Below are 23,831 nucleotides of genomic sequence, written 5' to 3' on the forward strand. Positions count from 1 at the left end.
GCTGGCTGATCTGCAGCGTCGTCTCGGCCGACTTCGTCCCGCGATAGATGCCCGAACCGAAGGAGTTGTCCTGCTCGTAGGACAGTTCCGGATTGAGGAGCGCCCCCGCCTGAATGCGCTGGCCGGTCGCGATCCCGATGTCGCGCTCGGCGGCGGTCAGGCGGGGGCTGCTCGCGAGCGCGCGCTGCAGCGCCGCCCCGAGATTGAGGGTCTGCGAATGCGACGCCGCCGTCAGCCCAGGACAGACCAGCAACGCCGTCGCGCACGCGAAACGCGTGATGCACTTTGAAAACATGATGAAAACCTGACGAAAGACGGAATCAGAGCGCGATGCGCCCGGCGATCATTTTTCAGGTTAGGGACTTCGGCGGTGGTGGATCGAGACGGCGGACAGTATCCGTTAACGGGTCCGTCGACCGGATGAGGTCCGCCAGCTTGGGTTCCATCACGGACATGACCTGCTGCGGGGGCGCTGCGACAGAAACCGCGAAACAGCCATGGCAGTGATGGTCGACGATGGCACCGCTCTCAGGGCCGCTATCGACTTTGGTGTCGACCATCCAAAACACCGGGGAACCGGTCGGATTGCTCACGTCAAGGTCGAGACAGCGATGCAGGACACCCGACAGCAGATAGGTCAGGATCAGAAATACGGACACAACCCCGCGCAATGCAGGGATACGCCTCATTCCAAATCTGATCCGATCGATCACCAGTGACCACGCTCTACGTTCGCGAGTTGGTAGGTAGCATGGGCACGCGGCTCACGTCGACCCGCAATGTTGTAACAATCCCAAGCATTCAGTTGCGAAGCATTCGCGGCAAGGTGGGTAATCGCATTGAAGCGCGGTCATCCCCACCCCCTCGACACACTTCCGGAGAATCGGAGTCGCTGACACAGGTCCGGGGCAACCGCCCCTTCTGCACGACCGCGCTCGGGACATTGGTCATGGCTTCCGAAACAACATGATCGCAACCCGCCCGATTTTAACTGACTGCGACGACTGCGATCTCGCGCCCGCAAAGCCGGCTTTTTTCAAACATTGGGTCCAAGTCCCGTCAACATGTGACTGAACGGCACTCCTGCTGGACACTTGCGCTGCAAGGTTGAGAACGATCCGTTCCTCGCGGTTGGCCGGCCGATCATAGTCCGCAACGTAAAGCACGCCCCCGCGCCGCAAGATCCGCAGAGCCTCCTTGGCAAGCGCGACCTTTTCTTCGGGTGGCCGCAAGTGAAAGGACATGATGCAAATCGCGCAGTCGAAACAGCTTGCGTGGAACGGGAGATTGATCATGGAGACGGCATCGACGAAGGTGATGTTGCGGATCCCACCGCTGGCGACGGCCCGTTTCGCGTTCCGGACCGCTCTCGCGCTCGGCTCGGCAACGACAATGTCGAGCTCGGTGAACCGTTCCGCGAGGGACGTCGCGGACGATGCGCTTCCAGGCCCGAAGGCCAACAGGCGTTCTCCGCTCTTCGGCGAAACCAGTTCGAACAACGGCTCTTGCCATGTCGTGTCGCGCAGCATGGCAGCGGCGAAGCGGTAGTAGAGAGGCTTAAGCAACGCCACGACCAATTTCGATAGAAATTTCATGCGGTGTCGCGGCCGCGAGGCCAATGGCGGAGCGCGTCCGAAGCCGTCAGGAGCTCCGCGCGCTTGAGGACGCTCTTCAGCTCCCCGAGTTCTGTGAGAAGCCGGTGCGCCTTGCCGCTTGCGTTATTGGCAACATACGCATTCACAGCGTTCATGGAGCCAGACAGCTCTTCTATCTGCCATTGAGCCTTGCTCGAGAGCGCGAGGAGGACGACTCGGCGGTCGATTGCGCTCGGCTTGCGGTAGATCAGTCCCTTGGACTCAAGCAACTGCGACTGGGCGGTGACGAATGAGGCGTCTACGGCGAGCTTCTCCGACACCACGTGGACCCGCACACCCTCGTCGCCCGCAAGATGCGATATGGCCATGAGAATGTTCCATTGAGACACCGTGACGCCCACGCGGGTCGCCCAGAACTTCTGCACTTCGCTTAGACAACCGTGTATTTGCTTCACTTCCCAAGATAATCGCTGCAAGAGGTTGTCCGTCGTCGAGGACTGCGGGCCTTCAGCTTGCTTGGTTTCCATAGCGCGATCCTTCAATTTCAATCGATGTGCCGCGACGGCCCCGGCAAAACGGACTGGCCTCCAGAGCGGCTCCTGAAAAGTCCGTTGTCGATCAAGATCGACTGCGCGCTCGCTCCCCCAGCAACTCGGCTGAGATCGCGAAAGCTTTGCGATCGACGCCGTCGACAGTCTAAAGACACGGATGCCATCATCGCGCTGCGTGACGAGCGCGCGAGGGAATTCGACGGAAAGCCGAGACAGGGCGCGCGATGCGTCCCGCGTGGTTCGTCTTCAGGTCAGAGATTTCGGCGGGGGCGGATCAAGACCGCTAACATTGCCGTACAAGGGAGCCGCCGATTTTGGCAACTCCGCGATCTTCAAATCCAAGGCGAGTTCAGCCTGCTGCGCTGGTGCGGGGACCGACACCGAGAAGCAACCGTGACAGTGGTGATCGGCCACCAAGCCCCATTCGGGCGATTGAGAGTCTTTCCCGTCCATCAATACGATCGCCGAGGATGATCCGTAGCGATTGACGACGTCCACATCAACGAGTCCGTGCAGAATTACGGACAGGAGGTACGCCACGGTCAGGAGAACGGACATGATCCGCGAAACGCAGAGACGCGCTGGGTTCCCGTTATGACCTGACAACCGGACAATGATCACGCTCTTGGTGAAGATGACGCGGCTACCTAACATGAGGGTCACCTTCCGTCGACCCGCATTTTGTCGGAAGCGGCAGAGAGCTTATGGGCCTACAGATCCTCACCGGCCAGTTTTCTGAGTTCGTTCTTGTCGTCTTCGCGCAAGATCGTGTTGGCGACCTGATCGTAGGCTCTTGTGGCAGCGACGAGACTGCTCATCTCATGGACTGCATTTACATTGGGTCCCTCCAAGGCCCCCAGTAGCCGGGCGATCTTGTCCAACTGCTGCTGCAGCGTGATTAGCCGCGAAGTCCGATGACGGTCTTGTCGGGCACTGGAGAGATTACCTTTCAAACTGCCGAATGAAGCCGCTCGCCGCCCGTTTCAGCGACACGTTGCGCTTGCCCTACTTGGAGAGTTGCAGCGAAAGTATCCACCGGGCGCGCCGTGTCGCCGCGCGCCCGGTCTCGGCAAGGAACGCGCGGCTCTGAGCCGTCGAAATCGCCGCCGGATGGCGGCCGTTAGTCCTTGTACTTCGCCTATAGCGCGACAATCTGGGTGGGAAGCGCGCGACAATCAGGATGGCGAGTCGGTGTCGCGGCGAGGTGATGATTGCCGCGATGATTGTCGCGCGCAAGAGTTTTGTTGGCTCTGATTGTCGCGGAGCGTCAATCAGCGACAGTTTTGGGTGTCGCGTGCGAAGGCGGCCGTCCGGGGCCGCGCTTGCGTTCGAGGGCGGTGCGCCTGCGATAGCTCTCGACGTTCATCTCGACGATGGTGGCGTGGTGAACGAGGCGATCGATAGCGGCGAGGGTCATGGCGGGGTCCGGGAAGACCTTGTTCCATTCGCCGAAGGGCTGATTGGCCGTGATCAGCATCGAGCGCCGCTCGTAGCGTGCGCTGATAAGCTCGAACAGCACGCTGGTCTCGGCTTGGTCCTTGGTGACGTAAGCGAGATCATCAAGGATCATGAGATCGAAGCGATCGAGACGATTGATCGCCGCCTCGAGGTTGAGCTCGCGCCGCGCTACCTGGAGCTTCTGCACGAGATCAGTGGTGCGGGTGAAGAGGACGCGCCAGCCGTTCTCGATCAGGGCCAGGCCGATCGCTGCCGCCAAGTGGCTCTTGCCGCCGCCGGGCGGCCCGAACAGCAGCAAATTGGCGCCCTTGCCGAGCCAACCATCGCCGGCGGCGAGCGCGGTCACCTGCGCCTTGGAGATCATCGGCACGGCCTCGAAGTCGAAGCTGTCGAAGGTCTTTCCGGCGGGCAGCCGCGCCTCGACGAGATGGCGCTCGATCCGGCGGCGGCCGCGTTCGGCGATCTCGTGTTCGGCTATGGCGGCAAGGAAGCGGGCCGCCGGCCAACCTTCCTTATCGGACTGTTCGGCAAACTGCGGCCACAGCACCTTGATGGCGGGTAGGCGCAGCTCATTGAGCAACAGGTTGAGGCGTGCGGTGTCGACGGTGTTCGCCGTGCTCATGCGGCACCTCCGATCTCAGACGCACCGATGAGGCATTCATAGGTGGCGAGCGGCGCGAGATGCACCACGACGTTCGGCACGTGGGTAGGATCAGGGGCGAAGTGAGCTCGTAGCCGGGTAAGGTCCGGTAGCCGGCCAGCTTCAAGATCAGCCGCGAGCTGATCGGCGAGTCCGGCCTCGCAGCCGCGCTCATGGGCAAGTGCGAGCAGATCGACCATGAGGCGGCAAGCCTTTTTGTCCGGCAGCCGTTGCCGAAGCAGGTCAAAGGTTCGGCGGTAGGCATCGCGCGGGAACAGCCGATCACGGTAGACGAGATTGAGCAGCGCCATCGGCTTGCGCCGCAAGGAATGGATCACGTGCCGATAATCGACTACCTGGTCATGCTTGCCGTTAGGATGCGGCCGGCCACGCGGCAGGGTGACGAGATGGGTGCCGCCGACGAACACGTCGAGACGATCGTCGTAAAGGCGAACCCGCAGCCGATGGCCGATCAGGCGTGACGGCACGGTATAGAACACCTTGCGCAAGGTGAAGCCGCCGCTTGACGTTACGCGGACAATCACCTCCTCGTAGTCCGAGGTGCGGCGATCCGGCAACGTCTGCAGGGCAGCGCGCTCGCTATCAATCCGCTTGGCGTTGCGGGCATTGCGGCGGCTGACGATCTCGTCGATGAAGCCGCGGTAGGCGACGAGATCGTCGAAGTCGGTGGTGCCGCGCAGCAGCAGCGCATCGGCGATCGCCCGCTTGAGATGGCCGTGCGAGCTTTCAATCGCCCCATTCTCATGGGCGATGCCGCGATTGTTGCGGGAGGGCCGCATGTCGTAATGGGCGCAGAGGTCCTCGTACCGCCGCGTCAGATCGTCCTGAGCATTCCGGTCCAGATTGCAGAAGGCGGCCGACAGGCTGTCGGTCCGATGCTCCCGCGGCGCCCCGCCGAGCGACCACAGGGCATTCTGCAGGCCTTCCGCCAGGGCAACGAAGCTCTCGCCGCCGAGCACGACATGGGCGTGCTCGAACCCGGAATAGGCCAGCCGGAAGTGGTAGAGGCGATGATCGAGCGGCACGCCCGCGATGGTTACCCCGAGTTCGCCCATGTCGGTGAAGTCGGACAAGCCGACATGGCCGGGCTCATGGGTCTGCCGGAAGATAACTTCCTGCTCCTCGCCGTGGATTGCCCGCCAAGCGCGGATCCGGCGCTCCAGCGTGCGGCGGATTCCGGCCCCGAGTTCAGGATGGCGTCGTAACATCTCCTCGAAGATCGCAATCGGCCGCACGCCGGGGGCGGCCTTGAGCATCGGCACGACCTCGATCTCGAACACGTCGGCTAAGGGGTCCGGTCGGCGCCGGCCGCGGGCTCCCTTCTTCTGCGATGGGAGCCTTCGATCCTTGTCGAAGCGGTACGCGGTCGATGTACTGAACGACGCTCTGGCAGCGGCCACTGGCGGGGTATCGGTCTGACGGTACTTCATGTAGAGCCTCATCTGGTGATCGGTAACGTGTCGGCCTGGCAAGCGAGTGATTCCTCTTGGCGGAAGAACCACTTGCATAACCCACCGGCCGCGATCACCAGTCGGCGCGGTCCCTCAAGGATCGCGCCGACGCCGGGCTCGTAACTCCGGTCGGGCTACGCCCTCCCTGCGTCACGAGCCCGGCGAAGCTCTCTCATCCTGATTGACGCTCCACTGTCACCCTGATTGCCGCGCGGCAGCCGATGCAGAGCGCCAACGGCGAGCTCAGCGTCACCTTCAATGGCGAGATCTTTAACTACATCGAATTGCGCCAGGCGATGATCCGCCGCGGTCATCGCTTCCGGACCGATTCCGACACCGAAGTCATCCTGAAGCTCTACCAGGAAAGGGGGGGCAACTGCGTCACGGAACTCAACGGCGATTTTGCCTTCGCGATCTGGGACAAGCGCCAACAGCGGCTGATGTTGGCACGGGATCGGATGGGCGTTCGGCCGCTCTACTATGCGCGCCGGCCCGATGGCCTGTTCTTTGCGTCCGAGGTGAAGGCGCTGTTGATGGTGCCCGGCGTTCGAGCCGAGCTTGATCCGTTTGCGCTCGACCAGATCTTCACCTTCTGGTTCCCGCTCTGTCCACGTACGCCGTTCAAGGGTATCTTTGAGCTTCCGCCCGCCCATGTGCTCGTTGCGGAGAGCGCTAGCATCTCGATCCGTCGTTACTGGCAGATGCATTTTGCCGACGAGATGATGGATCGTCGTAGCGAAGCTGCGATTGCCGCCGAGCTGCGCGAACTTTTGACCGACGCGACCCGGATCCGGCTGCGCTCCGATGTTCCGGTAGGCGCCTATCTGTCCGGCGGCCTTGATTCCTCGATCATCGCAGCGGTGACGCGGCAAATCAAGCAGGACAAGCTTCGCACTTTCTCCGTCACGTTCGATGCGGCTGAGTACGACGAGAGCGCCTTCCAGGGCGAGATGGCGGATGCGCTCGGCACCGAGCATGTGTCGGTCGCCTGCCGCACCGACGATATAGGCAAGATTTTCCCCGATGTGATCCGTACGACCGAACGGCCGATCCTGCGCACGGCGCCAGCGCCGCTGTTCCATCTGTCCGGCCTAGTACGCGCGCAGGGCTACAAGGTGGTTCTGACCGGCGAAGGCGCCGACGAGGTGTTTGCCGGCTACGACATCATGAAAGAGGCGAAGATCCGCAGGTTTTGCGCGAGCCAGCCGCAGTCACGGCGTCGCCCGCTGCTGCTGCAGCGGCTCTATCCCTACCTGCCGGGCCTGAAAGGCCAGTCGCAGAAATATCTCGAGGCGTTCTTTCGCGCCCGCGCCGAGGAGGTCGGCGATCCCCTATTTTCGCATCTTCCGCGCTTCCGCAACACCGCGGGCGCAAAGGTCTTCTTCTCGGACGAGCTGCGCCGCGAGCTCGGCAACTACGATGCACTCGATGAATTGCGCGCGGGGCTGCCGCCGGAGTTCAGCGACTGGCATCCGCTAGCGCAGTCGCAGTACCTTGAGACGGCATACCTGCTGCCGGGCTATATCCTGTCGTCGCAGGGCGATCGCGTGGCGATGGCACATGCCGTCGAAGGCCGCTTCCCGTTCCTCGATCCCCGCGTTGTGGAGTTCGCCGCGCGAATCCCGCCGCGCCTCAAGATGAAGGGCTTGCGCGAGAAACACATCCTGCGTGAAGCGATGGGGCATCTCTTGCCGCCCGCGATCGGCAACCGGCCAAAGCAGCCGTACCGGGCGCCGGATGCCCATTCCTTTGTCGGCGCGAACGCTCAGGAGTACGTAAAATCGATAATGTCGGAGCACGCGCTGGCTAACGCAGGGGCCTTCAATCCGCGCGCGGTGGCGAAACTTCAACAGAAGTGCGTGGCTGCCGCCAATCTCGGCTTCCGTGACAACGTAGCCTTTGTCGGCATTCTTTCAACCCAGCTTTGGCACGACGCTTTCGTCGAGCAAAACCTCTCGCATCAAAATCTCAACGCAGCCTAATCAATGGAGTTCTTAGATGCCTGCCGATGTGACCACCAAGATCCGCGATTTCATCAAGGACAACTTTATGCTCCGGGACGATCGCGCGGAGCTTGCGGATGCCGAGTCGCTTCTGGACACGGGACTGATCGATTCCACCGGCGTTCTTGAGCTCGTCGCTTTCATCGAGACCGAGTTCAGCATCCAGATGGCTGACTCGGACATCGTTCCGGAAAACCTGGATTCAGTGGAGACGATTGTCCGCTACGTCGATGGCAGGCTGGGGACAACGGTTTAGATAGCCGACAAAGGGGGCCGCGGGTGACGCCATGAGCATCCATCGGATCGAAGAGTACCTGTCGGCCAGCGCTCGCAAGTTCGGCGACAAGGTTGCGCTCGTCGCAAGCGGGCGCCGCCTGACATTTGCGGAGCTCGAGGTGTTGTCCGACCGGATTGCGGCGGCGCTCAACGACGGCGGTATCAAGCGGGGCGACCGTGTTCTCATTTTCATGGACAATTGCTGGGAGGCTGTCGTCTCGATCTTCGCGGTGCTGAAGGCCGGCGCAGTCTTTAGTCCGGTGAACCCGTCGACGAAGTCCGAAAAGCTGGCGTACGTTGCCCGCAACTGCCGTGCCGCGGCGATCCTGACCCAGGGCCGTCTTTTGCCCGTCGTTATCGAAGCCGTCAAAAGCTGCGAGGCGGTACCGCTAATGATGGTCGCAAATGCCGGCAAGGGCGGGTTGCCGGACGGCTATGCCTCGTTCGAAGCGGCGTGTGAGACGCCGCGCGCCCCGCCGCGTTCGGGTATCAACCTCGATCTCGCAATGCTCATCTACACCTCGGGATCGACCGGCTTCCCGAAAGGCGTGATGATGACGCATCAGAATATCGAGGCGGCCGCGACCTCGATCACCACCTACCTCGGCAACACCTCCGATGACGTGATTCTGGCGGTGCTGCCGATCTCGTTCGATTACGGCCTCTATCAGGTGCTGATGGCGGCTAAACTCGGCGCGACACTGGTGCTCGAGAAGTCGTTTGCCTTCCCCCAGGCGATCCTGAACCGGATCGCGGAGGAGAAGGTCACGGGTTTCCCGCTGGTGCCAACCATGGCCGCGCTCCTCTTGCAGATGAAGGATCTGCGGCCCGGGGAATACGCGACGCTTCGTTACATCACCAACACGGCAGCAGCCCTGCCGCCGGCACACATCGCCCGGCTACAGGAATTATTCCCGACCACGACCTTGTTCTCGATGTACGGTCTCACGGAGTGCAAGCGCTGCACCTATTTGCCGCCCGCGGAGTTGACGAGAAGGCCCGAATCAGTCGGCATCGCCATCCTTGGCACCGAAGCCTATATCGTGGGCGACGACGGCTTTCCGCTTCCATTCGGCTCAACCGGCGAACTCATCATTCGCGGACCGCATGTGATGAAGGGTTACTGGGAAAATCCTTCCGCCACGGCAAAGGCGCTACGCCCCGGGCCGCTGCCGCACGAGATGGTCCTTTATACCGGCGATCTGTTCCGCTCCGATGAGGAGGGATTTCTCTATTTCGTCGGCCGCAAGGACGACATCATCAAGACGCGCGGCGAAAAGGTCAGCCCGAAGGAAGTCGAGAACGTGCTCTACGCGCTTTCCGGGGTGCGGGAGGCCGCCGTCGTCGGCGTTCCGGATCCGGTGCTCGGGCTCGCCATCAAGGCGGTTGTGGCGCTCGACACCTTCGCGGCCCTCTCGGCGGCCGACGTGATCCGCCACTGCGCACGGCATCTGGAAGATTTCATGGTGCCGAAGCTCGTCGAATTTCGCGACCAGCTTCCAAAAAGTGAAAACGGAAAGATCGCCCGGCGGCAGATCGAGGCCGAGTCTCTGGAGACTACATCATGAACGAACATGTGCAGACGGTCGAGGCTGGCACACCTTTTTCGCGGGAGGCCCTCAAGCTCGACCCCGCCCGGGAAATCGAGCAGATTAGCGTCGGCATTCGCGAACAGGTGCTGAAGACGTTGCGCAAGCGTGGCGCCATCGTCGGCCTGTCCGGCGGCATCGACTCCAGCGTCACAGCGGCGTTGTGCGCCCGCGCACTGGGCGCCAAGAACGTGCTGGCCGTCCTTATGCCGGAGAAGGATTCGGAATCCGACAGCCTGCAGCTTGGCCGCAAAGTGGCCGAAACGCTGGGCATCCACTGGGTTGTCGAGGATATCGCGCCCCAGCTTGCCGCCGCCGGCTGCTACAGCCGGCGCGACGAATTCATCAGAAAGGTCGTGCCTGAGTTCGGGGACGGGTGGGGATGCAAGGTCGTCCTCGGCGGAGCGCTGGCGGCGACGGGTTACAACATCACCTCGCTGGTTGTGCGGTCGCCGAGCGGAGAGATGCGCAAGCTGCGCATGCCGCTGGACGTCTATCTTGGCATCATTGCTGCGACCAACATGAAGCAGCGCACCCGCAAACAGATCGAATATTATCACGCCGACCGGTTGAACTACGCAGTTTCCGGGACGCCGAACCGGCTCGAATACGATCAGGGCTTCTTCGTCAAGAACGGCGACGGCGCGGCCGATTTCAAGCCGGTCGCGCATCTCTACAAGAGCCAAGTCTATCAGCTTGCCGAGGCCCTCGACATTCCGCCGGACATCTGCAGTCGGCCGCCGACCACCGACACCTGGTCGCTGTCGCAGACGCAGGACGAATTCTACTTCGCGCTGCCGTATCAGGAAATGGATCTCTGCTTGTTCGGCCTGAATCACGGCATTGCAATGGATGCAGTTGCCGCGGCCGCGGAATTGTCGATCGAGCAGGTCAAGCTCGTTTTCAGGGACATCGAGCACAAGCGGCGGGCGACCCGCTATCTCCATGTCCCGCCTTTGCTCATTGGGGACGACAAATAAATAGCGCGAATAGATTCCGTCGGCCAAAGAAGTTCGTCAGCCGGAGCACGCTGCCGAGAATACTTGCGTCGAGACCGAAGGCTCCGTTGCAGGTAATTCCTCTGTCTGATTGTCGACTCGCACAGCACGTCTCCGCAGCTGGGCGCCAGAGGTCTTTTCCGAGCAACTCCTCCAGCGTCGCTCCAGCGAGCAGGTCTTACCCGGCGCTTTGCGCTGTCGGGGCGATGCCGGCCCTCTGGTTACCAAAGCAAAACAAAGCCCGTACTGTCCGCTTGAAGGCCGGGAGCAGGGCTGCGACTGCACATCTCAATTACCTGCAGCGCGACGGCACCACTCGGGATGGCGGGCACGGTCAGCTCTACGGAGCGGATGACGACCGGACGGATGGGGCGAGCCTTCGTCGAGCGCGGCCACGGGGATCGCCACCAGTTCCGCTTTATTGTCGCGCCCGAAGATGGCGATCGGCTCTTGGTCTTCGCGGCTTCACCAGCGACTTCATGCGGCAGATGGAAGAGGATCTCGGCACCCGGCTCGATTGGGTCGCGGTCGATCACTTCAACACCGGCCACGCGCACAGCCACGTCGCTATTCGAGGCAAGGACGATTCCGGCAAGGACCTGATCATCCGCAGGACTACGCCGAAGGGGTGAACGGGCGACCCTGGAACTCGGCCCCGAGACGGATGTCCTCGCGGCCAGTCGCCAAGTCCAGCCACAAGAGTTGTTGCAATTCTGTCACAATGGGGGTGAGCGTCGCTTAGAGCTTTTTGCAATTAAGAATTATTCGCAATAAATCTTTTGCGAGCTCAGAGCTTTGGGGCAAATCTCCGGCAGTGGACATCTGGACCTGCAGCGACCAGCCGGCCATGGCCGTTCGCTGCATCGGCTGTGGCGGCGAACCTGCAAGGATGGGCGACGGCCAGTGTTTTTGTGTTTGGACCCATTTAACGATGAACCGCCGATCCCTGCGAACCTCCGCTGGCCTCGGGCTCGGCATGCTCGTCCTGCCCGGCGCAAGCTTTGCCGCCGACCTGCCGCTGAAGGCCCCTGCGCTGAAGGCCGTCTATGATTGGACCGGTTTATATATCGGTGCGCACGCAGGCTACAGCCGTGGCTCTTCCAGCTTCGTCCTGAGCGATCCCGCAGCAACCGTGGGCAGTGGTCAATTCAGCGGCATGATCGGCGGTGTGCAGGCCAGCTATAATTATCGGCTAGCTTCCGGATTGCTGTTCGGCGTGGAAGGTGATCTTTCCTTCCCGAATTACATCACGTCGAACTCGATCGTCTCTTTCCTCGCGACACCGCGCGCCGCGGCGACCCAGCAATGGGATTATTCCGCAAGTGTCCGTGGCCGTGTCGGTTACGCCTCGGGCTTGTGGCTGTTCTATGCGACCGGCGGATTGGCATGGATGGGCGAGCGCTTTTTCAGCACGCCTGCCGCTGGCGACGGCGAGAAGATCCTCCACACGAGGCTTGGCTGGATTGCGGGGGCCGGCGTGGAATACGGCTTCGCGCCGCATTGGAGCGCTCGGCTCGAATATCTCTACAGCCGGTTCGAGAACGCCAGCGTTACCTTTCCTTCCGCGACCCACTACACGTCATCCCTGGATCTTCAGTCCGTCCGCGTCGGTCTCAACCGCAAGATCGACTTGCCGGGGTCTCCGAATTACCGCCCCAGCGCATCCTTAGACGACACCGAGTCCAACCGTTGGGAAATCCACGGCCAGACTACCTATCTGCCGCAAGGCTACCCGTCATTCCGCGCGCTCTATAGCGGGCCAAACAGCCTCTCACCGGCAGCACAGGCCAAGGCGACCTGGAGCAACAGCCTGTTCCTGAACGCGCGCCTCTGGGAAGGCGGCGAGGTCTACTACAATCCGGAATTGCTGCAGGGCTTCGGATTGAACGATACGGTGGGCGCTGCCGGCTTTCCCAATGGCGAGGCGCAGAAGTCGAACTTCCCCTACCCGCACTACAACACGTCGCGGCTGTTCCTGCGCCAGACCTTCGGTTTCGGCGGCGAGCAGGAGGAGCTGCCAAGCGGACCAGGCCAGCTTGCCGGAAAGGTCGACGTCTCGAGGCTGACGCTGCAGGCGGGCAAATTTCCAGTCGTCGACGTGTTCGACGGCAACGCCTACGCCAAGGATACGCGCAAGGATTTCATGAACTGGTCGCTGTGGGCGCCCGGCGCGTTCGACTATTCGGCCGACAAGGTCGGTTTGACCTATGGCGTCAGCGCCGAACTCAACCAGAAGCATTGGGCATTGCGCGGCGGCTATTTCCTGATGGTCGCCGAGTCGAATTCGAACCATTTCGACACCCGTGCGCCAGAGCGTGGCCAGTATGTGATCGAGCTCGAAACGCGCTATTCCCTGTTCTCCCAACCCGGAAAGCTGCGAACCCTGGGCTGGCTCACCAGCGCCTACATGGGCAGCTTCCGCGAAACGCTGGACAATCCCGCGCTCAACCTCGACATCACGCAGACGCGCAAAGGCCGCACCAAATACGGCTACGTCATCAATCTCGAGCAGGCGATCACCGACGACCTCGGCTTGTTCGCGCGCTGGAGCTGGAATGACGGCCGGACCGAGACCATGACATTCAGTGACATCAACGGCAGCCTTTCCGGCGGCCTCTCGATCAAGGGGACGAAATGGGGACGCCCAGACGACGTGATCGGTATCGGCGGCGCGGTCAATGCGATCTCGCGAGACTTTCGCGACTTTCTCGCCGTTGGCGGCCTAGGTGTGCTTGTCGGCGATGGTGCGCTCAACTACCGGCGCGAGCGGGTGCTTGAAACCTATTACTCCCTGGCGCTCAGCAAGGCTTTCACTTTGACCGCCGACTACCAGCTCATTGTCAATCCCGCCTACAATGCCGATCGTGGCCCGATCTCGATCTTCTCGGGGCGCCTGCACGGGGAGTTTTGATGCCTGTCCGGCGGCAAAGTCCGACGCTTTCCGTGCGCAGTAATAATTTGGTCGAACAACCCGGGAGTTGACCATCAGTGCATATGTTGGGCGCGGGTTTGCGGCTATCCGGCGCGGCTCCAGGAAGCCGGGGAAGTAGCTGCCCTTGCGCAGCTTAGGGATACGCAGCTCGACGGCGCCGGCGCAGGTCTCCGAGTCACGATCGCGATAGCCGTTGCGTTGGGCCAGCCGTTCGGCGCTCTTCTCGCCGTAGCCGGCGCCGGAACTGTTCCGTTACCCGATCCCCCTGATTCATCGTCCGTGAAGAACGCGGATTTCAACCTGGGTTGAACTGAAGTCGAGCGGTGAACTGGACGAGGATTTGGCGCAGCAAGAGCGCCAGCCAGCGGATGAGACGCCGGAAGTTGTAGCCGGCGGCGGCGAGGACCGCATTGGTGACGTCGCCCTGGCGGTGCCAGAGATAGTTGCGGCCCATCCGGTGTTCGGATTTGAGATGGCCGATGACCGGTTCGGCGACCGAGCGGCGGCGCAGCTCGCGTTTGATCTTTGGCGTTACCCGTCGCTTCCGGCCAGAGATGAACACCCTGAACTTGTGTTCGGGCGGCGCATTGTGGCCGCGTGTCGGTAAGTTAAGGTGGGCGTCCACTGGGACGGACTGTCTATCGTTGTGACCGTCCAAGTCTGACCCTCGGTGCTGTGCGGATTGAGCCCGCGGTTGCAAGGGAGCTTCTCCGGGCGGTTGAACCGATGGCGATTGACGTCGCACTCGAAGCCGAGCGGATGGAGCGCAAAACCGAACACCGACGCATCATCGAGCTGGAACTTCAGCAAGCCCAATATGAGGCTTCGCTCGCGGAGCGACGCTATGCCCCCTGCGATCCAGGTAATCGGCTCATCGCCGTACAGCTGGAGAAGAGCTGGGAAGCAGTGCTTCGTCGCGTCGAGTCGTGCCAGACCCGATTGGCTGCCGCACAGGCTGCCGATCACGACGTTATTCTGCCCGACTTTGTCGGCCTTGCCGATGATCTGAATGCTGCTTGGAACGCCCCCGGCGTCACCACGCGCGCCCGTCAGCAGCTCTTGCGTGCCCTCATTTCCGATATCATCGCTGATGTTGACGAGACAACGCGCGAAGTCATTCTGACGATCCATTGGCGCGGCGGTCAGCATTCACAGCTCCGCGTCCGCAAGCCGAAGGCAGGCGAGCACGGATGCCGCACATCCGAGGAAGCGCTTGCTGTGATGCGAGCCATGGCGACCCGATGGTTGGACTAGAATATCGTCGCCTTGCTAAATCGGATGGGGATGCCGACCGGCCAGGGCAAGACACGGACCGCGCACCGCGTCAGCTCGGTGAAGAGTGAACGGCATTCATGCGTACCGCTCGGCTGGGAAGAACGGCGAATGGCTGACCATGTCGGAAGCCGCGGCAAAACTTGGGGTGTCGCATCATCGGATTCGCCGCCTGATCAAGGATCGCATTCTGCCTGCTGAGCAAGTGGTACCTGGCGCGCCTCATCAAATTCGATCGTCCGATCTCGAGACCGATGCTGTGGCTACCGCGATCTCGCGAACAGGTCGCCCGTGTCGCACGGATTCCGAGAATCAACTTCCAATGTTTCCAAACACTTGACGAAGGGGGGTACAATGAGCATGTCGTCGCAAATCCGCGCAGCGCGCGTTCGGCCGCATTGTTGGTGAGGCAGATCCGGCCGTCGTCGATGAATCACGCTCGGAGACCGGAGCCGGCGCTACCTTGCGAAAGCGACCGCTGCGATCAGACCGCTGCGGTCGCTGCGGTTTCGATGCGAGAGCGTGATCCCCTCGCGTTCGGCGGTCGACTTGGCGATCACGAGACCGAGACCCGTTCCTTCGATCCCCGGAGCGGCCGCCCTGAAGAAGCGGTCGTAGATAAACGGAATCGCATCCTCGACGATGCCGGGACCTTCATCGACTGCATCGATCGCGCAATCGCCATCCGTCTTGACGATCCTCACCTCCACCGAGTCGTCGGACTTCGAATAGATGATCGCGTTATCCAGCAGGGTCGCGAGGATCTTGCGGATCGCTTCGGGGTTGCCCTCGACGGAGGAGGGGCCGTTTGCGGTCATGGCCAGTTGGATATTTCCGCTCTTCGGCCAAGGGATAGAAGTCCGCCAGCAATGATGTGGCCAAGGCCTGCAGGTCGACCTTCTGCCGGTAACGAAGCGAGGCGCCCTCCGTTCTCGCCACCTCGAGAAGTTGGCTCGCCAGGTGCGAGGCCCTTCGTATCCCGCCGCGCAATTCGTCGGCGAGCTCTCTGGTCTGGTCGGGCAGGTCTCCAGAGATGAGGTTATCCGTCTGGATCTGAAGTGCGGCGAGCGGGCGTGCGGGGCTCATGTGCCGCGTCGGCGACGAAGCGTCGCTGGGCCTCCAGCGCTTCCTGATATCGAGCGACGAACCCATCTGTCGCGACGATCAGGGGCGCCGCTTCCTCCGGAACGCCGACGGGCCGCAGCGGCTCGCGCGCGTCGACGCTGCGCCGGACGATATCAATCGAAAGAAGCCGAAGCCCGCGCATCGTGCGATTGATCGACCAGCCGATGACCAGCCAGGCGAACGGAACGGCGAACAGAAGGGAGAGGGCGGCACCGGTCGCCGCATGAAGCGCGATCTCATGGCGGGCGCTTCAGGTCTGTGCGACCTGGACGTCCTGGCGCGCGTGGCTCCAGCGATAGACGCGCCAGTCCCCGCCGGCGGCGGCGACGTCGGAAAGACCTGGCTGGGCCTCCCATGGGATGTCGATCTCGGGTCCGGAGCGGTGAACGACCTTGCCGGATCGATCCCAGATCCGGACGACAAGATGATCTTCGTCTTCGCTGTCCAGCAACGGGCCGGCCTCGCTTCGATCGCCCGGACCGACGTTCACCGCGATTTCCTGCAACTGGGCGTCGAGGAACTTGTTCATTTCGTAGCTGACAAGCGCGAGCGTCGACGCCGCGGCGGCGAGGCCCACGATCGCGAGCATGGCTGTCCCCCGGACGGTGATGGTCCTGCGGAGCGAAATCATGACGCGGCTCTTGTGACCATCCAGCCAGCGCCCCGAATGTTGCGGATGATATCCTTGCCGTACTTCTTGCGCAGACCGTGGATTGCCAAGTCGACCGCGTTGCTCTGCACCTCTTCGCTCCAGCCGTAGATGCGGTTTTCGATCTGGCTGCGCGAAAGGATCGTGCCCGGCCTCTCCATGAGCGCGTACAGGACCGCGAACTCCCGGGTGGAAAGCGTGGACTCGATCCCACGGAACGTCACGACATAGGTGGACGGATCGAGCGTGATCTCCTTGCTGCTTACCAGCAAGTTCGATCGGTCGCTGACTCGGCGCGTGCTGGCGCGAATGCGGGCGAGAAGGATTCGGAGCTCGAACAGCTTGATGATGTAGTCGTCCGCGCCCAAGTCGAGCCCAGCGACCATGTCCTCGACCTGGTCCCGCGCGGTGATGACGAGAATCGGAGGAACGCTGCTCGCGCGCGCGGCCTTCAAGACTTCGTCTGATGCCCGACGTGGCGACGCCACAAGCGCGAGACAGAAGCAATCCTTCGCGTTGGAGATAAACTGGCGCCCGGTGCTGGCTCTCTCCGCCACGTCTCTGCGGCCGGCCCGAGCGCGGGTGGAGGAGCCATGGTTTCTGGAAGAGTTGGACCGCATGCGCTCCAACGGCAGACCTCTGCTGCGACCCCGCGACCAGCGATTGGTGCGCTCGGCGAGACCTGAGGAGATCGCCGAGCTTGAGCTGCGGCGTGGTCTGGATGAGGCGAGGGGCGAAGACCTCAAGTATTGTTTTGCCTTTCTGGTGCCGATCGACGCCGAACTGAACTGACACCGCCGAGTGCTGGTGCCACATGCTTGTCGAGACGAAGGCGACGAGGCGCAGGATGAGAACTGTCCGAGCACTGAATCACTCCCGTAGAAGTAGGCCCTGTTTCCTTGAACCCTGTGCGTAGTTCATATGATGGCAGCTTACCGATGGCGAGAAGAAAGACTGTGCAGATGGGAGCGCCTCGTTTAGGCGCGGCGAGCCGTATCTCCGATCGTGTGCGGCCGATTAGCGACGATTACCGAAAGACCGGAGGGACGCTCCTGAGGTCCTGCCGCTGGCTGGAAATTTCTTTGCTCATCCTAACAGCGGCGACTTCGGGCGCGGAGGCACAGCCAGCGACCGCGAAGATCGTCGGACTCGGCGCAACGCGATGTTCGCAATTCTCCAGCGACGTGCAATCCAATCCGGCGGTCCGGCGCGATTACCTCGCCTGGGCTCAGGGCTACATGAGCGGAATCCTGGTCGGCCGGCCGGCAGGTACGGACACCGGACTGGATCTCAATCCTCCGACCTTCGGTCTTCTCACCCAGCTGAAGTTTCTCGAGGATCACTGCGCCGGCAATCCAAGTCAGGATTTTTCCGATGCAGTCGAAGCGCTCTACGGGCGGCTGCGTAAGGAAGGTCGCACGTAAAGACCGCTCTGATAACCGCCATCATCCTAGCGGCACTCAAATTGGTGGACTTACACGACAATCGAACACTGGCAGCCCCTCCGACGGGCAGTTTTGCTCGTCGCGTTGCTCAATCTCGGCTATTTCGAAGCCGAGTTCGCGGTCGCGGCCGCGATCGGGTCGGTGTCGCGCTCTTTGCTGACTCGGTCGACTTTCTCGAGGATGCCTTCTGATTGCGATTGCCGTCGGCTGGCGGCCGCGGGCGCGTGCTCCGCTAGGCATGGCGCTCGCCGGTATCCTGCTCGCCCCTGGCATCGCCACAATCTGGACAGTTTGGGACAAACTGACTCTCCCCGTCGCTCCCGCTCCCACGCCGTTGACGCTAACCGGAACGGGAGCCCTCGTGGTAATCCGGCGAGACAGCGGCTCCAAACTCGATGTGCTTGAGAATGCGGCCCACTTCCCGCGCTGCCTTGATCGGTGCTGGAAACTTCTGATCGAACTGCGTTGTGTTCCAGTTCACCTCTCGGGTTGGATTTCCTTCAGCCCCAGGAGTTGAATTTCGGCATGCCGAACATCGGCTTCCTTGCCTCGAGGACAGCCGTTGGTCGTCAAGCACGTTCTGAGGGCGCTTTGCTTTGACGCAGGCGCGGAAAATGCTGTCCCATGCTCGTTCAGCAGCAATTCATATGGGGCGTTTCATGTTAAATGCCTCAACATCTAACGGAGGACAGATGCAATGACACGACTTTATTCCCGGCTCGGTGCAGCGGCGCTTGGTTTTGGCCTCGTGGTGGGCGGCCTGGAGCTTCAGGCTTCGCCACTTTCGACCGTCCCGATTTCGGACGGCGACGCAAAGCTGCTGAAGGTGCAGCATCATGATCCTCATTACGATCGCCGGCACGTCCGTCGGCAGCGCCACCACAGCGATCGTCCTCTTCATCAGGTGGTTCCGCCGCCGGTGATCGACGTGATCCCGCACCATACACGCGGCCTTGGCCGCCCGGTGCGGCTAAGGCAAACTAATCACGCGTTACTCCGGCACTAATTTCGAGCTCGTCGCTACCTCCTCTGTGGCGTCTACCTGAAGAAGCGCTAATCCAAGTCGAAAGCGGAACTGTAATCCTGCTTGAGATCGGGATTCTGCTCGCTCTTGCGCAGCACGCAGTTGCCAACCACGAGCAAATCCAGTTCGTTGCCCATGAAGCAGCGGAAAGCATCTTCCGGCGCGCAGACGATCGGCTCGCCGCGCACGTTAAAGCTGGTGTTGACCAGCACCGGACACCCGGTCCGCGCCTTGAATCGCGTCAGCAGCCGATGAAAGCAGGGATTGGTCTCGGCGCTGACCGTCTGGATGCGGGCGGAATAATCGACATGGGTTACCGCGGGAATTTCCGAGCGCGCGATATTGAGCTTGTCGATGCCGAACAGCGCCTGCTCCTCGGCGCTCATGGCGCGCCGCTTGTCCTTCGTCACGTCGGCGACGATCAGCATGTAGGGACTGTCTGAATCGAGCTCGAACCAGTCGGCGACGTCCTCGCGCAGCACGGCTGGCGCGAAGGGACGAAAACTCTCGCGGTACTTCACCTTGAGATTGAGGTTCTTCTGCATGGTCGGCGAACGGGGATCGCCGAGGATCGAGCGCGCCCCCAGCGAGCGGGGGCCGAATTCCATGCGGCCCTGAAACCACCCCACCGCGAGCTGATCGGATAGCGCCTTTGCTGTTGCCTCGATCATGTCGCCCTCGTCCAGCACGGCAAAGCGCGCGCCGCAAGCGGTGAGCCTCCGTTCGATCTCGCTTTGCGAAAATTCCGGCCCGAGAAACGCGCCGGACATTCCGTCGGTCGCAGCGATGTTGCGTGGCCCGCTCTTGAACTGATGGAAGGCCGCAAGCGCCGCGCCGACTGCGCCGCCTGCATCGCCCGCAGCGGGCTGAATCCAGAGGCGGTCAAATCTGCCGTCGCGCAGCACCTTCCCATTGGCCACGCAATTGAGCGCCACGCCGCCGGCAAGGCAGAGATTGCGCGCACCGGTCCGGCTCGCGAGGCTGCGCGTCAGTCGCAGCACCGCCTCCTCCAGCACGGCCTGAATCGAGGCTGCGGCATCCATATGGAACGGCGTCAGCAATTGATCCGGCGACCGCTCGGGTTGACCGAACAGCTTCGCGAACCGCTCGTTGGTCATGGTGAGACCGGTGCAATAATCGAAATAGGACATGTCGAGCCGAAATGATCCATCCGGCTTCAGGTCGATCAAATGATCCAGAACGAGCTGCGCGTATTTGGGTTCACCGTAAGGCGCCAGTCCCATCACCTTGTGCTCACCGGAATTGACCTTGAAGCCGATGTAACTGGTTACGGCTGAATAGAGCAGGCCGAGCGAATGGGGAAAATGAATCTCCTGGAAAATTTCGAGGCGGTTGCCATCGCCTATCGCCGCCGAGGTCGTCGCCCACTCGCCGACACCGTCCATGGTCAGGACCGCGGCCTTCTCGAACGGCGACGGGTAGAAGGCGGACGCGGCGTGGCTCAGATGATGCTCGGCGAACAACAGCTTTTCCGAAGCGAAATCCTCGTCGAGCTCCCGGAGCTTACTCCGCAACAGGCTTTTTTGGAACAGCTTCTCCCTGAGCCATAGGGGGATTGCGATCTGGAAGGAGCGGAAGCCGCGCGGCGCGAATGCGATATAGGTTTCCAGCAGGCGTTCAAACTTCAGGAACGGCTTGTCGTAGAACACGACATGATCGATCTCTGAAAGTTTTGCGCCGGCTGCTTCCAGGCAGTAGCGAACCGCATGGCGCGGAAACGAGGCATCGTGCTTCCTACGGGTGAAACGCTCTTCCTGCGCTGCAGCAATGATGTGACCGTCCTCGACCAGCGCCGCGGCGCTGTCGTGGTAGAACGCAGAGATACCGAGAATGCGCATTACCCTAGAACAGCGTGTAGATGAACGGCGCGACCGCGGAGCCCTTCGTCAACACCCCAAGACCGCCGAACACCACCATCATGATCAGGATCGGCAGCAGCCAGAACTTCTTCCGCACGCGCATGAAGCGCCAAAGCTCGGCCAGAAAATCCATCATCAGAACTGGTCTCTCATTGTTTCCGGCGCAGGCCCCGGTACGCGCGTGATCCAATAGCTCTCCGCGTCGGGCTCGCGTTTCAGTCGCAGAAGATCCTCGCCGCGCAGTCGCACGACAAGGCCGGTCGGCAAGATCGTACCGTAAAAGAGAACACCCATGACGATCGGGTTGATGATCTTGTGCAGAAGCAGGCCGAACTTCATCCACAGCCGATTGAGCGGGTGCAGCAAGGACGGACGAATCCAGGCGGCGACGAGGAGCAGAACCGCGACGGATAGGGTCCACGGCCACAGCTGGCCGAGATGCCAGCGGTTTAAAAGGCTCAGAAGCGCGAGCCCACCCGCCACCACCCAACCGAAGGTCCGGTCTGATCCCGGAAGCGATGTCTCGTCGCGGGTGAAGCTTTCATGGGTTGACTGCGGCATCAGAACTGGCCAATCGCCCTTTTTGGATATTTCAAGGTACCTTATCAGGTGTCCGCGACACGGTCGCTTTTTTGCCTCTTCCCCCGGGGGGCAGTTGAAAGAAATCACGGTCCTGCAATGTTAAGCCGCTCGAAGTTCATTTCGGAGATATTCGATGAAGCGCTGGTGTCGCCTCCTCGGACAGGGGGCGCTGCTGTTCATCACCTGGGTCGCGATCTTTGAGATCGGGTTACGGTTGCAGCAGTATTTCGGTCCGCTGGTCGATCTCGAAATGGCGAGCGTCAACCTGAATTGGGAATCCGACGTCTTGAACCATAAGCCGGAACCGAAAAACCAGAACCTGTGCATTTACGGCGATCTGACCGGCTTCAGCTACCAGAGATCCTATGACGCGAACGGTGTCAGGATCATCGACGATAGGGCACTGCTGGCCGGGTGTCGAAAAGCAGTCTCGGTCTTGTTCCTTGGCGATTCCTTTATGGAAGGCTACGACGACGAGAACACACTGCCGTATCACGTCGCAAAATATTTCAAGAAAGAGCTGGGGGTTTGCCTAAAGACCCACAATGCCGGTTATACCTCATATTCGCCGGCCATCTTCGTGCCGCAGGCGAAGCTGCTGCTGCCGATTGTGCGTCCCGACTATATCGTGGTGGACGTGGACGAGACCGATCTATACGACGACTTCGCTCGATACCGTAAGCTGATTGTCCGCAATGGGCGCGGACAAAATGTCGGCGTCAAGGCTTCACCCATCGGACACGAATGTAGTTTCGGCTTGATGGAGGCTCGCGAGCATCCCTTGTATCTGATGCGGTTTGTGGCCAAGGCCTGGATGTCCCTCGTCCACATGCCAGCGGTGATTAAGAAATACCGATCGGACGAGCTCGTTCTTTTTTCCTATTCACAGGACCATGGCGCTGATCTCGAACAGAAATATTCAGAAGCACTTTCGAGTTTCAGGCAGAATCTGCAGGAGCTGGCTGACGTGCTAAGGGACTACGCCGGGGACGGGAGCCGGGTGCTGTTCATCTTTCACCCGCATCTTGAGCACTTGAAGCCCGACGCTGAGGGCCGCGTGTGGAACAATCTCGTAAGCTCTACGGTGCACAAAATCTGCATCGCCAACAACTTTCTTTTCTTCAATGCCACCGCAACATTGAAGCAGCGGTTCGGATCGCACCCCGAGAATTTCTATTGGAGGCAAGGTGATATGCATTTTAGTCTTAACGGATTGGAAGAATATTCCGCTGCGGTCGCAGCGTTCATGGCCTCCTCTATGATCAAACCGAAGGACTGACCGTACCATCCCATAGTTTCCAACTGGTCGGCGATCTCAAGACCGCAGTTGGCAGCGTCTCGGTTGGCTGGCGGCTAGGCTGGCGGGCGCAATTTCGATTAATACCGACTGCACTCATGCCCCGGTGGTGCGAGGCACGGTCTGGCGGAGGACATTATCACGGAGGTGTCTCGCTTTCGGGAATTTGCCGTCATCGCTCGCAACTCATCTTCTTCTACAAAGGCAAGCCGCTCGACGTGGCGCAGGTCGCCCCAGACCTCCGGGTACGACGTAGGTTCGTCGTTTCGCGCGAAGAGCGAGCGATCTCGGCAAGGCCGATCTGCGTGCGCTGCAGGGCCTTAGCCTCATCCCAAGGCGCACGCATCCAGGCCGCCACCGCGCTGAGCTCGACGGCGAACTTCCTCAAGGCGCATGGCCGGCGCGCAGCAGGGCGAACCCAACTTCGCAGCGATCGAGGCATTGAATGCCGCAGGGGGTTTATCAGAAGGTGATCGCGATCATGGGCCGGCAGATCGACGGCGAAGGCACGGCGGCGGCGCGATGGGGCTGTAGCTGATCCGGCCCGGCTCCGCTCTGCGAGCTACGCCAGGGCGCTGGCTCGCCACGCGTAGCCGATGACGACTCGCCACGCGTAGCCGAAGACGAAGAGTGGTGCGTCATTTCGAATAAAATTGCGAATTCCGCCGCCTGGAAGAAGCGGCGCAATGCCGACCGCGCCCACGTCAAATGAATGTTCACACCGAACAGGCTCGCGCCAAAATGGCGCGCGCCTATCCAAAGCCCTCAGCCAAATCAGGCCAATTTCAACCAGTCAAACGTCTGCTGTCGAGGGTACTGGGAGTATCAGGCGGAACTATTCATCCAGAAGCGCGTTCTCCAACGGGATTCTCTTAGCGAACACGGACTTTACTCATGACAAAGACCAGAAAATGCGTGCAATGGGCCGCCGTTGCAGCTCTTTTGGTGAGCGCCGGCATGTTTAGCGACGTCCGACCGGCGACCGCGCAACACGGTGGCGGCGGTGGGCACGGGGGCGGTGGGCACGGCGGCGGCTTCGGAGG

The 23,831-nt window shown here is 61.3% G+C and carries 22 protein-coding genes and 7 pseudogenes; 14 read left to right on the top strand and 15 right to left on the bottom strand.

What is annotated here, in order from left to right:
• Nucleotides 1–295 (bottom strand): annotated as a pseudogene (locus AX729_RS27925) (TolC family protein); the annotation flags it as partial.
• 202 nt (nucleotides 296–497) lie between these two features.
• On the opposite strand from AX729_RS27925, the gene AX729_RS40030 reads away from it, so the two are divergent.
• On the top strand, nucleotides 498–719 hold the full coding sequence (locus tag AX729_RS40030) for a hypothetical protein (RefSeq protein ID WP_156402647.1): 222 nt from the start codon (nucleotides 498–500) through the stop codon (nucleotides 717–719).
• Between the two features lie 228 nt (nucleotides 720–947).
• On the opposite strand, the gene AX729_RS27935 is transcribed toward AX729_RS40030, so the two are convergent.
• The 6 genes from AX729_RS27935 to istA all read right to left on the bottom strand — a co-directional run bounded on the left by AX729_RS27935 (nucleotide 948) and on the right by istA (nucleotide 5,737).
• Nucleotides 948–1,595 carry a class I SAM-dependent methyltransferase gene (locus AX729_RS27935; RefSeq protein WP_057196395.1) on the bottom strand — a complete coding sequence of 216 codons (648 nt, stop codon included), beginning with the start codon at nucleotides 1,593–1,595 and terminating at the stop codon, nucleotides 948–950.
• A complete protein-coding gene (locus AX729_RS27940) occupies nucleotides 1,592–2,122 on the bottom strand; it encodes a MarR family winged helix-turn-helix transcriptional regulator (RefSeq protein WP_057196396.1) in 531 nt (176 codons plus the stop codon). Before AX729_RS27940 ends, AX729_RS27935 begins: the two co-directional genes overlap by 4 nt.
• 270 nt (nucleotides 2,123–2,392) lie before the next feature.
• On the bottom strand, nucleotides 2,393–2,800 hold the full coding sequence (locus AX729_RS27945; protein ID WP_057196397.1) for a hypothetical protein: 408 nt from the start codon (nucleotides 2,798–2,800) through the stop codon (nucleotides 2,393–2,395).
• Nucleotides 2,801–2,856: 56 nt separating this feature from the next.
• Nucleotides 2,857–3,027 carry a flagellar basal body rod C-terminal domain-containing protein gene (locus AX729_RS41310; RefSeq protein WP_245325424.1) on the bottom strand — a complete coding sequence of 57 codons (171 nt, stop codon included), beginning with the start codon at nucleotides 3,025–3,027 and terminating at the stop codon, nucleotides 2,857–2,859.
• 386 nt (nucleotides 3,028–3,413) lie between these two features.
• The gene (istB, locus tag AX729_RS27950; RefSeq protein WP_057199286.1) at nucleotides 3,414–4,226 is read right to left on the bottom strand and encodes an IS21-like element ISBj11 family helper ATPase IstB; all 813 of its coding nucleotides are present in this window, start codon (nucleotides 4,224–4,226) and stop codon (nucleotides 3,414–3,416) included.
• Nucleotides 4,223–5,737, bottom strand: coding sequence for an IS21 family transposase (istA, locus tag AX729_RS27955; protein WP_061027436.1), 1,515 nt, complete (start codon nucleotides 5,735–5,737; stop codon nucleotides 4,223–4,225). Before istA ends, istB begins: the two co-directional genes overlap by 4 nt.
• A 167-nt stretch (nucleotides 5,738–5,904) precedes the next feature.
• Between istA and asnB the strand changes: the two are divergent.
• From asnB to AX729_RS27980, 6 genes and pseudogenes are all read left to right on the top strand, one after another.
• Nucleotides 5,905–7,698: pseudogene (gene asnB, locus AX729_RS27960) on the top strand (asparagine synthase (glutamine-hydrolyzing)); the annotation flags it as partial.
• A gap of 16 nt (nucleotides 7,699–7,714) precedes the next feature.
• Nucleotides 7,715–7,975: an acyl carrier protein gene (locus AX729_RS27965; RefSeq protein WP_057197000.1), complete on the top strand. Its 261-nt coding sequence runs from the start codon at nucleotides 7,715–7,717 to the stop codon at nucleotides 7,973–7,975.
• A 31-nt stretch (nucleotides 7,976–8,006) separates the two neighbouring features.
• Nucleotides 8,007–9,563 (top strand): class I adenylate-forming enzyme family protein, encoded by a 1,557-nt coding sequence (locus AX729_RS27970; protein WP_057197001.1) that lies wholly within the window; start codon nucleotides 8,007–8,009, stop codon nucleotides 9,561–9,563.
• Nucleotides 9,560–10,564, top strand: a complete 1,005-nt coding sequence (nadE, locus tag AX729_RS27975; RefSeq protein ID WP_057197002.1) for an NAD(+) synthase — start codon at nucleotides 9,560–9,562, stop codon at nucleotides 10,562–10,564. Before AX729_RS27970 ends, nadE begins: the two co-directional genes overlap by 4 nt.
• A 497-nt stretch (nucleotides 10,565–11,061) precedes the next feature.
• Entirely contained in the window at nucleotides 11,062–11,214 is a 153-nt protein-coding gene (locus AX729_RS41880; protein WP_197433688.1) for a hypothetical protein, read from the top strand.
• Nucleotides 11,215–11,558: 344 nt separating this feature from the next.
• The gene (locus AX729_RS27980; protein WP_502686926.1) at nucleotides 11,559–13,493 is read left to right on the top strand and encodes a carbohydrate porin; all 1,935 of its coding nucleotides are present in this window, start codon (nucleotides 11,559–11,561) and stop codon (nucleotides 13,491–13,493) included.
• 102 nt (nucleotides 13,494–13,595) lie between these two features.
• On the opposite strand, the pseudogene AX729_RS39010 reads toward AX729_RS27980, so the two are convergent.
• Nucleotides 13,596–13,757, bottom strand: a pseudogene (locus tag AX729_RS39010) (transposase); the annotation flags it as partial.
• 52 nt (nucleotides 13,758–13,809) lie between these two features.
• Nucleotides 13,810–14,112: pseudogene (locus AX729_RS27985) on the bottom strand (IS5/IS1182 family transposase); the annotation flags it as partial.
• Between the two features lie 32 nt (nucleotides 14,113–14,144).
• Here AX729_RS27985 and AX729_RS39015 point away from each other — a divergent pair.
• A pseudogene (locus AX729_RS39015) lies at nucleotides 14,145–15,126 on the top strand (helix-turn-helix domain-containing protein); the annotation flags it as partial.
• 118 nt (nucleotides 15,127–15,244) lie between these two features.
• Here the strand turns inward: AX729_RS39015 and AX729_RS39020 are convergent.
• The 3 genes from AX729_RS39020 to AX729_RS41320 all read right to left on the bottom strand — a co-directional run bounded on the left by AX729_RS39020 (nucleotide 15,245) and on the right by AX729_RS41320 (nucleotide 16,946).
• Complete coding sequence (locus AX729_RS39020; protein ID WP_057197005.1) at nucleotides 15,245–15,604, bottom strand: sensor histidine kinase; 360 nt, start codon at nucleotides 15,602–15,604, stop codon at nucleotides 15,245–15,247.
• Nucleotides 15,605–16,161: 557 nt separating this feature from the next.
• On the bottom strand, nucleotides 16,162–16,500 hold the full coding sequence (locus tag AX729_RS39030) for a hypothetical protein (protein WP_156457250.1): 339 nt from the start codon (nucleotides 16,498–16,500) through the stop codon (nucleotides 16,162–16,164).
• Between the two features lie 38 nt (nucleotides 16,501–16,538).
• Nucleotides 16,539–16,946 carry a winged helix-turn-helix domain-containing protein gene (locus tag AX729_RS41320; protein WP_230646714.1) on the bottom strand — a complete coding sequence of 136 codons (408 nt, stop codon included), beginning with the start codon at nucleotides 16,944–16,946 and terminating at the stop codon, nucleotides 16,539–16,541.
• On the opposite strand from AX729_RS41320, the gene AX729_RS41325 reads away from it, so the two are divergent.
• From AX729_RS41325 to AX729_RS40045, 4 genes and pseudogenes are all read left to right on the top strand, one after another.
• Entirely contained in the window at nucleotides 16,945–17,352 is a 408-nt protein-coding gene (locus AX729_RS41325) for a hypothetical protein (RefSeq protein ID WP_230646715.1), read from the top strand. The two genes, AX729_RS41320 and AX729_RS41325, sit on opposite strands and share 2 nt — an antisense overlap.
• A gap of 290 nt (nucleotides 17,353–17,642) precedes the next feature.
• Nucleotides 17,643–17,984 (top strand): hypothetical protein, encoded by a 342-nt coding sequence (locus tag AX729_RS28020; protein WP_156402738.1) that lies wholly within the window; start codon nucleotides 17,643–17,645, stop codon nucleotides 17,982–17,984.
• Nucleotides 17,985–18,044: 60 nt separating this feature from the next.
• Nucleotides 18,045–18,372 (top strand): annotated as a pseudogene (locus tag AX729_RS41330) (cation transporter); the annotation flags it as partial.
• Nucleotides 18,373–18,702: 330 nt separating this feature from the next.
• A complete protein-coding gene (locus AX729_RS40045) occupies nucleotides 18,703–19,011 on the top strand; it encodes a hypothetical protein (RefSeq protein ID WP_156457251.1) in 309 nt (102 codons plus the stop codon).
• A gap of 47 nt (nucleotides 19,012–19,058) precedes the next feature.
• Here the strand turns inward: AX729_RS40045 and AX729_RS28030 are convergent, their stop codons facing one another.
• Genes AX729_RS28030 through AX729_RS28035 form a run of 3 tightly spaced genes read right to left on the bottom strand, consistent with a single transcriptional unit; the run spans nucleotide 19,059 to nucleotide 21,470 of the window.
• A complete protein-coding gene (locus AX729_RS28030) occupies nucleotides 19,059–20,888 on the bottom strand; it encodes a carbamoyltransferase family protein (RefSeq protein ID WP_057197010.1) in 1,830 nt (609 codons plus the stop codon).
• A gap of 4 nt (nucleotides 20,889–20,892) precedes the next feature.
• The gene (locus AX729_RS40050; protein WP_230646723.1) at nucleotides 20,893–21,042 is read right to left on the bottom strand and encodes a DUF5989 family protein; all 150 of its coding nucleotides are present in this window, start codon (nucleotides 21,040–21,042) and stop codon (nucleotides 20,893–20,895) included.
• Between the two features lie 2 nt (nucleotides 21,043–21,044).
• Nucleotides 21,045–21,470 (bottom strand): SxtJ family membrane protein, encoded by a 426-nt coding sequence (locus AX729_RS28035; protein ID WP_057197011.1) that lies wholly within the window; start codon nucleotides 21,468–21,470, stop codon nucleotides 21,045–21,047.
• 154 nt (nucleotides 21,471–21,624) lie between these two features.
• Here AX729_RS28035 and AX729_RS28040 point away from each other — a divergent pair, with 154 nt between their 5' ends.
• Together AX729_RS28040 and AX729_RS40055 are read left to right on the top strand one after the other, a co-directional pair.
• The gene (locus tag AX729_RS28040; protein WP_057197012.1) at nucleotides 21,625–22,770 is read left to right on the top strand and encodes an SGNH/GDSL hydrolase family protein; all 1,146 of its coding nucleotides are present in this window, start codon (nucleotides 21,625–21,627) and stop codon (nucleotides 22,768–22,770) included.
• A 338-nt stretch (nucleotides 22,771–23,108) separates the two neighbouring features.
• Nucleotides 23,109–23,326: pseudogene (locus tag AX729_RS40055) on the top strand (lytic murein transglycosylase); the annotation flags it as partial.
• Nucleotides 23,327–23,831 lie beyond the last annotated feature (505 nt).

This window comes from Bradyrhizobium sp. CCH5-F6, assembly GCF_001556045.1.
Taxonomy (GTDB): Bacteria; Pseudomonadota; Alphaproteobacteria; order Rhizobiales; family Xanthobacteraceae; genus Bradyrhizobium.

Coding starts and splice junctions, on each gene's coding strand:
- AX729_RS27965 (WP_057197000.1), top strand. CDS start 7,715: ATGCCTGCCGATGTGACCACCAAGATCCGCGATTTCATCAAGGACAAC.
- AX729_RS40030 (WP_156402647.1), top strand. CDS start 498: ATGGCAGTGATGGTCGACGATGGCACCGCTCTCAGGGCCGCTATCGAC.
- AX729_RS27970 (WP_057197001.1), top strand. CDS start 8,007: ATGAGCATCCATCGGATCGAAGAGTACCTGTCGGCCAGCGCTCGCAAG.
- AX729_RS28035 (WP_057197011.1), bottom strand. CDS start 21,470: ATGCCGCAGTCAACCCATGAAAGCTTCACCCGCGACGAGACATCGCTT.
- AX729_RS27945 (WP_057196397.1), bottom strand. CDS start 2,800: ATGTTAGGTAGCCGCGTCATCTTCACCAAGAGCGTGATCATTGTCCGG.
- AX729_RS28030 (WP_057197010.1), bottom strand. CDS start 20,888: ATGCGCATTCTCGGTATCTCTGCGTTCTACCACGACAGCGCCGCGGCG.
- AX729_RS27935 (WP_057196395.1), bottom strand. CDS start 1,595: ATGAAATTTCTATCGAAATTGGTCGTGGCGTTGCTTAAGCCTCTCTAC.
- AX729_RS27980 (WP_502686926.1), top strand. CDS start 11,559: ATGCTCGTCCTGCCCGGCGCAAGCTTTGCCGCCGACCTGCCGCTGAAG.
- AX729_RS41325 (WP_230646715.1), top strand. CDS start 16,945: ATGTCCTCGACCTGGTCCCGCGCGGTGATGACGAGAATCGGAGGAACG.
- AX729_RS40050 (WP_230646723.1), bottom strand. CDS start 21,042: ATGGATTTTCTGGCCGAGCTTTGGCGCTTCATGCGCGTGCGGAAGAAG.
- AX729_RS40045 (WP_156457251.1), top strand. CDS start 18,703: ATGACACGACTTTATTCCCGGCTCGGTGCAGCGGCGCTTGGTTTTGGC.
- AX729_RS39030 (WP_156457250.1), bottom strand. CDS start 16,500: ATGCTCGCGATCGTGGGCCTCGCCGCCGCGGCGTCGACGCTCGCGCTT.
- nadE (WP_057197002.1), top strand. CDS start 9,560: ATGAACGAACATGTGCAGACGGTCGAGGCTGGCACACCTTTTTCGCGG.
- AX729_RS41880 (WP_197433688.1), top strand. CDS start 11,062: ATGCGGCAGATGGAAGAGGATCTCGGCACCCGGCTCGATTGGGTCGCG.
- AX729_RS27940 (WP_057196396.1), bottom strand. CDS start 2,122: ATGGAAACCAAGCAAGCTGAAGGCCCGCAGTCCTCGACGACGGACAAC.
- AX729_RS41320 (WP_230646714.1), bottom strand. CDS start 16,946: ATGGTCGCTGGGCTCGACTTGGGCGCGGACGACTACATCATCAAGCTG.
- AX729_RS39020 (WP_057197005.1), bottom strand. CDS start 15,604: ATGACCGCAAACGGCCCCTCCTCCGTCGAGGGCAACCCCGAAGCGATC.
- istB (WP_057199286.1), bottom strand. CDS start 4,226: ATGAGCACGGCGAACACCGTCGACACCGCACGCCTCAACCTGTTGCTC.
- AX729_RS28040 (WP_057197012.1), top strand. CDS start 21,625: ATGAAGCGCTGGTGTCGCCTCCTCGGACAGGGGGCGCTGCTGTTCATC.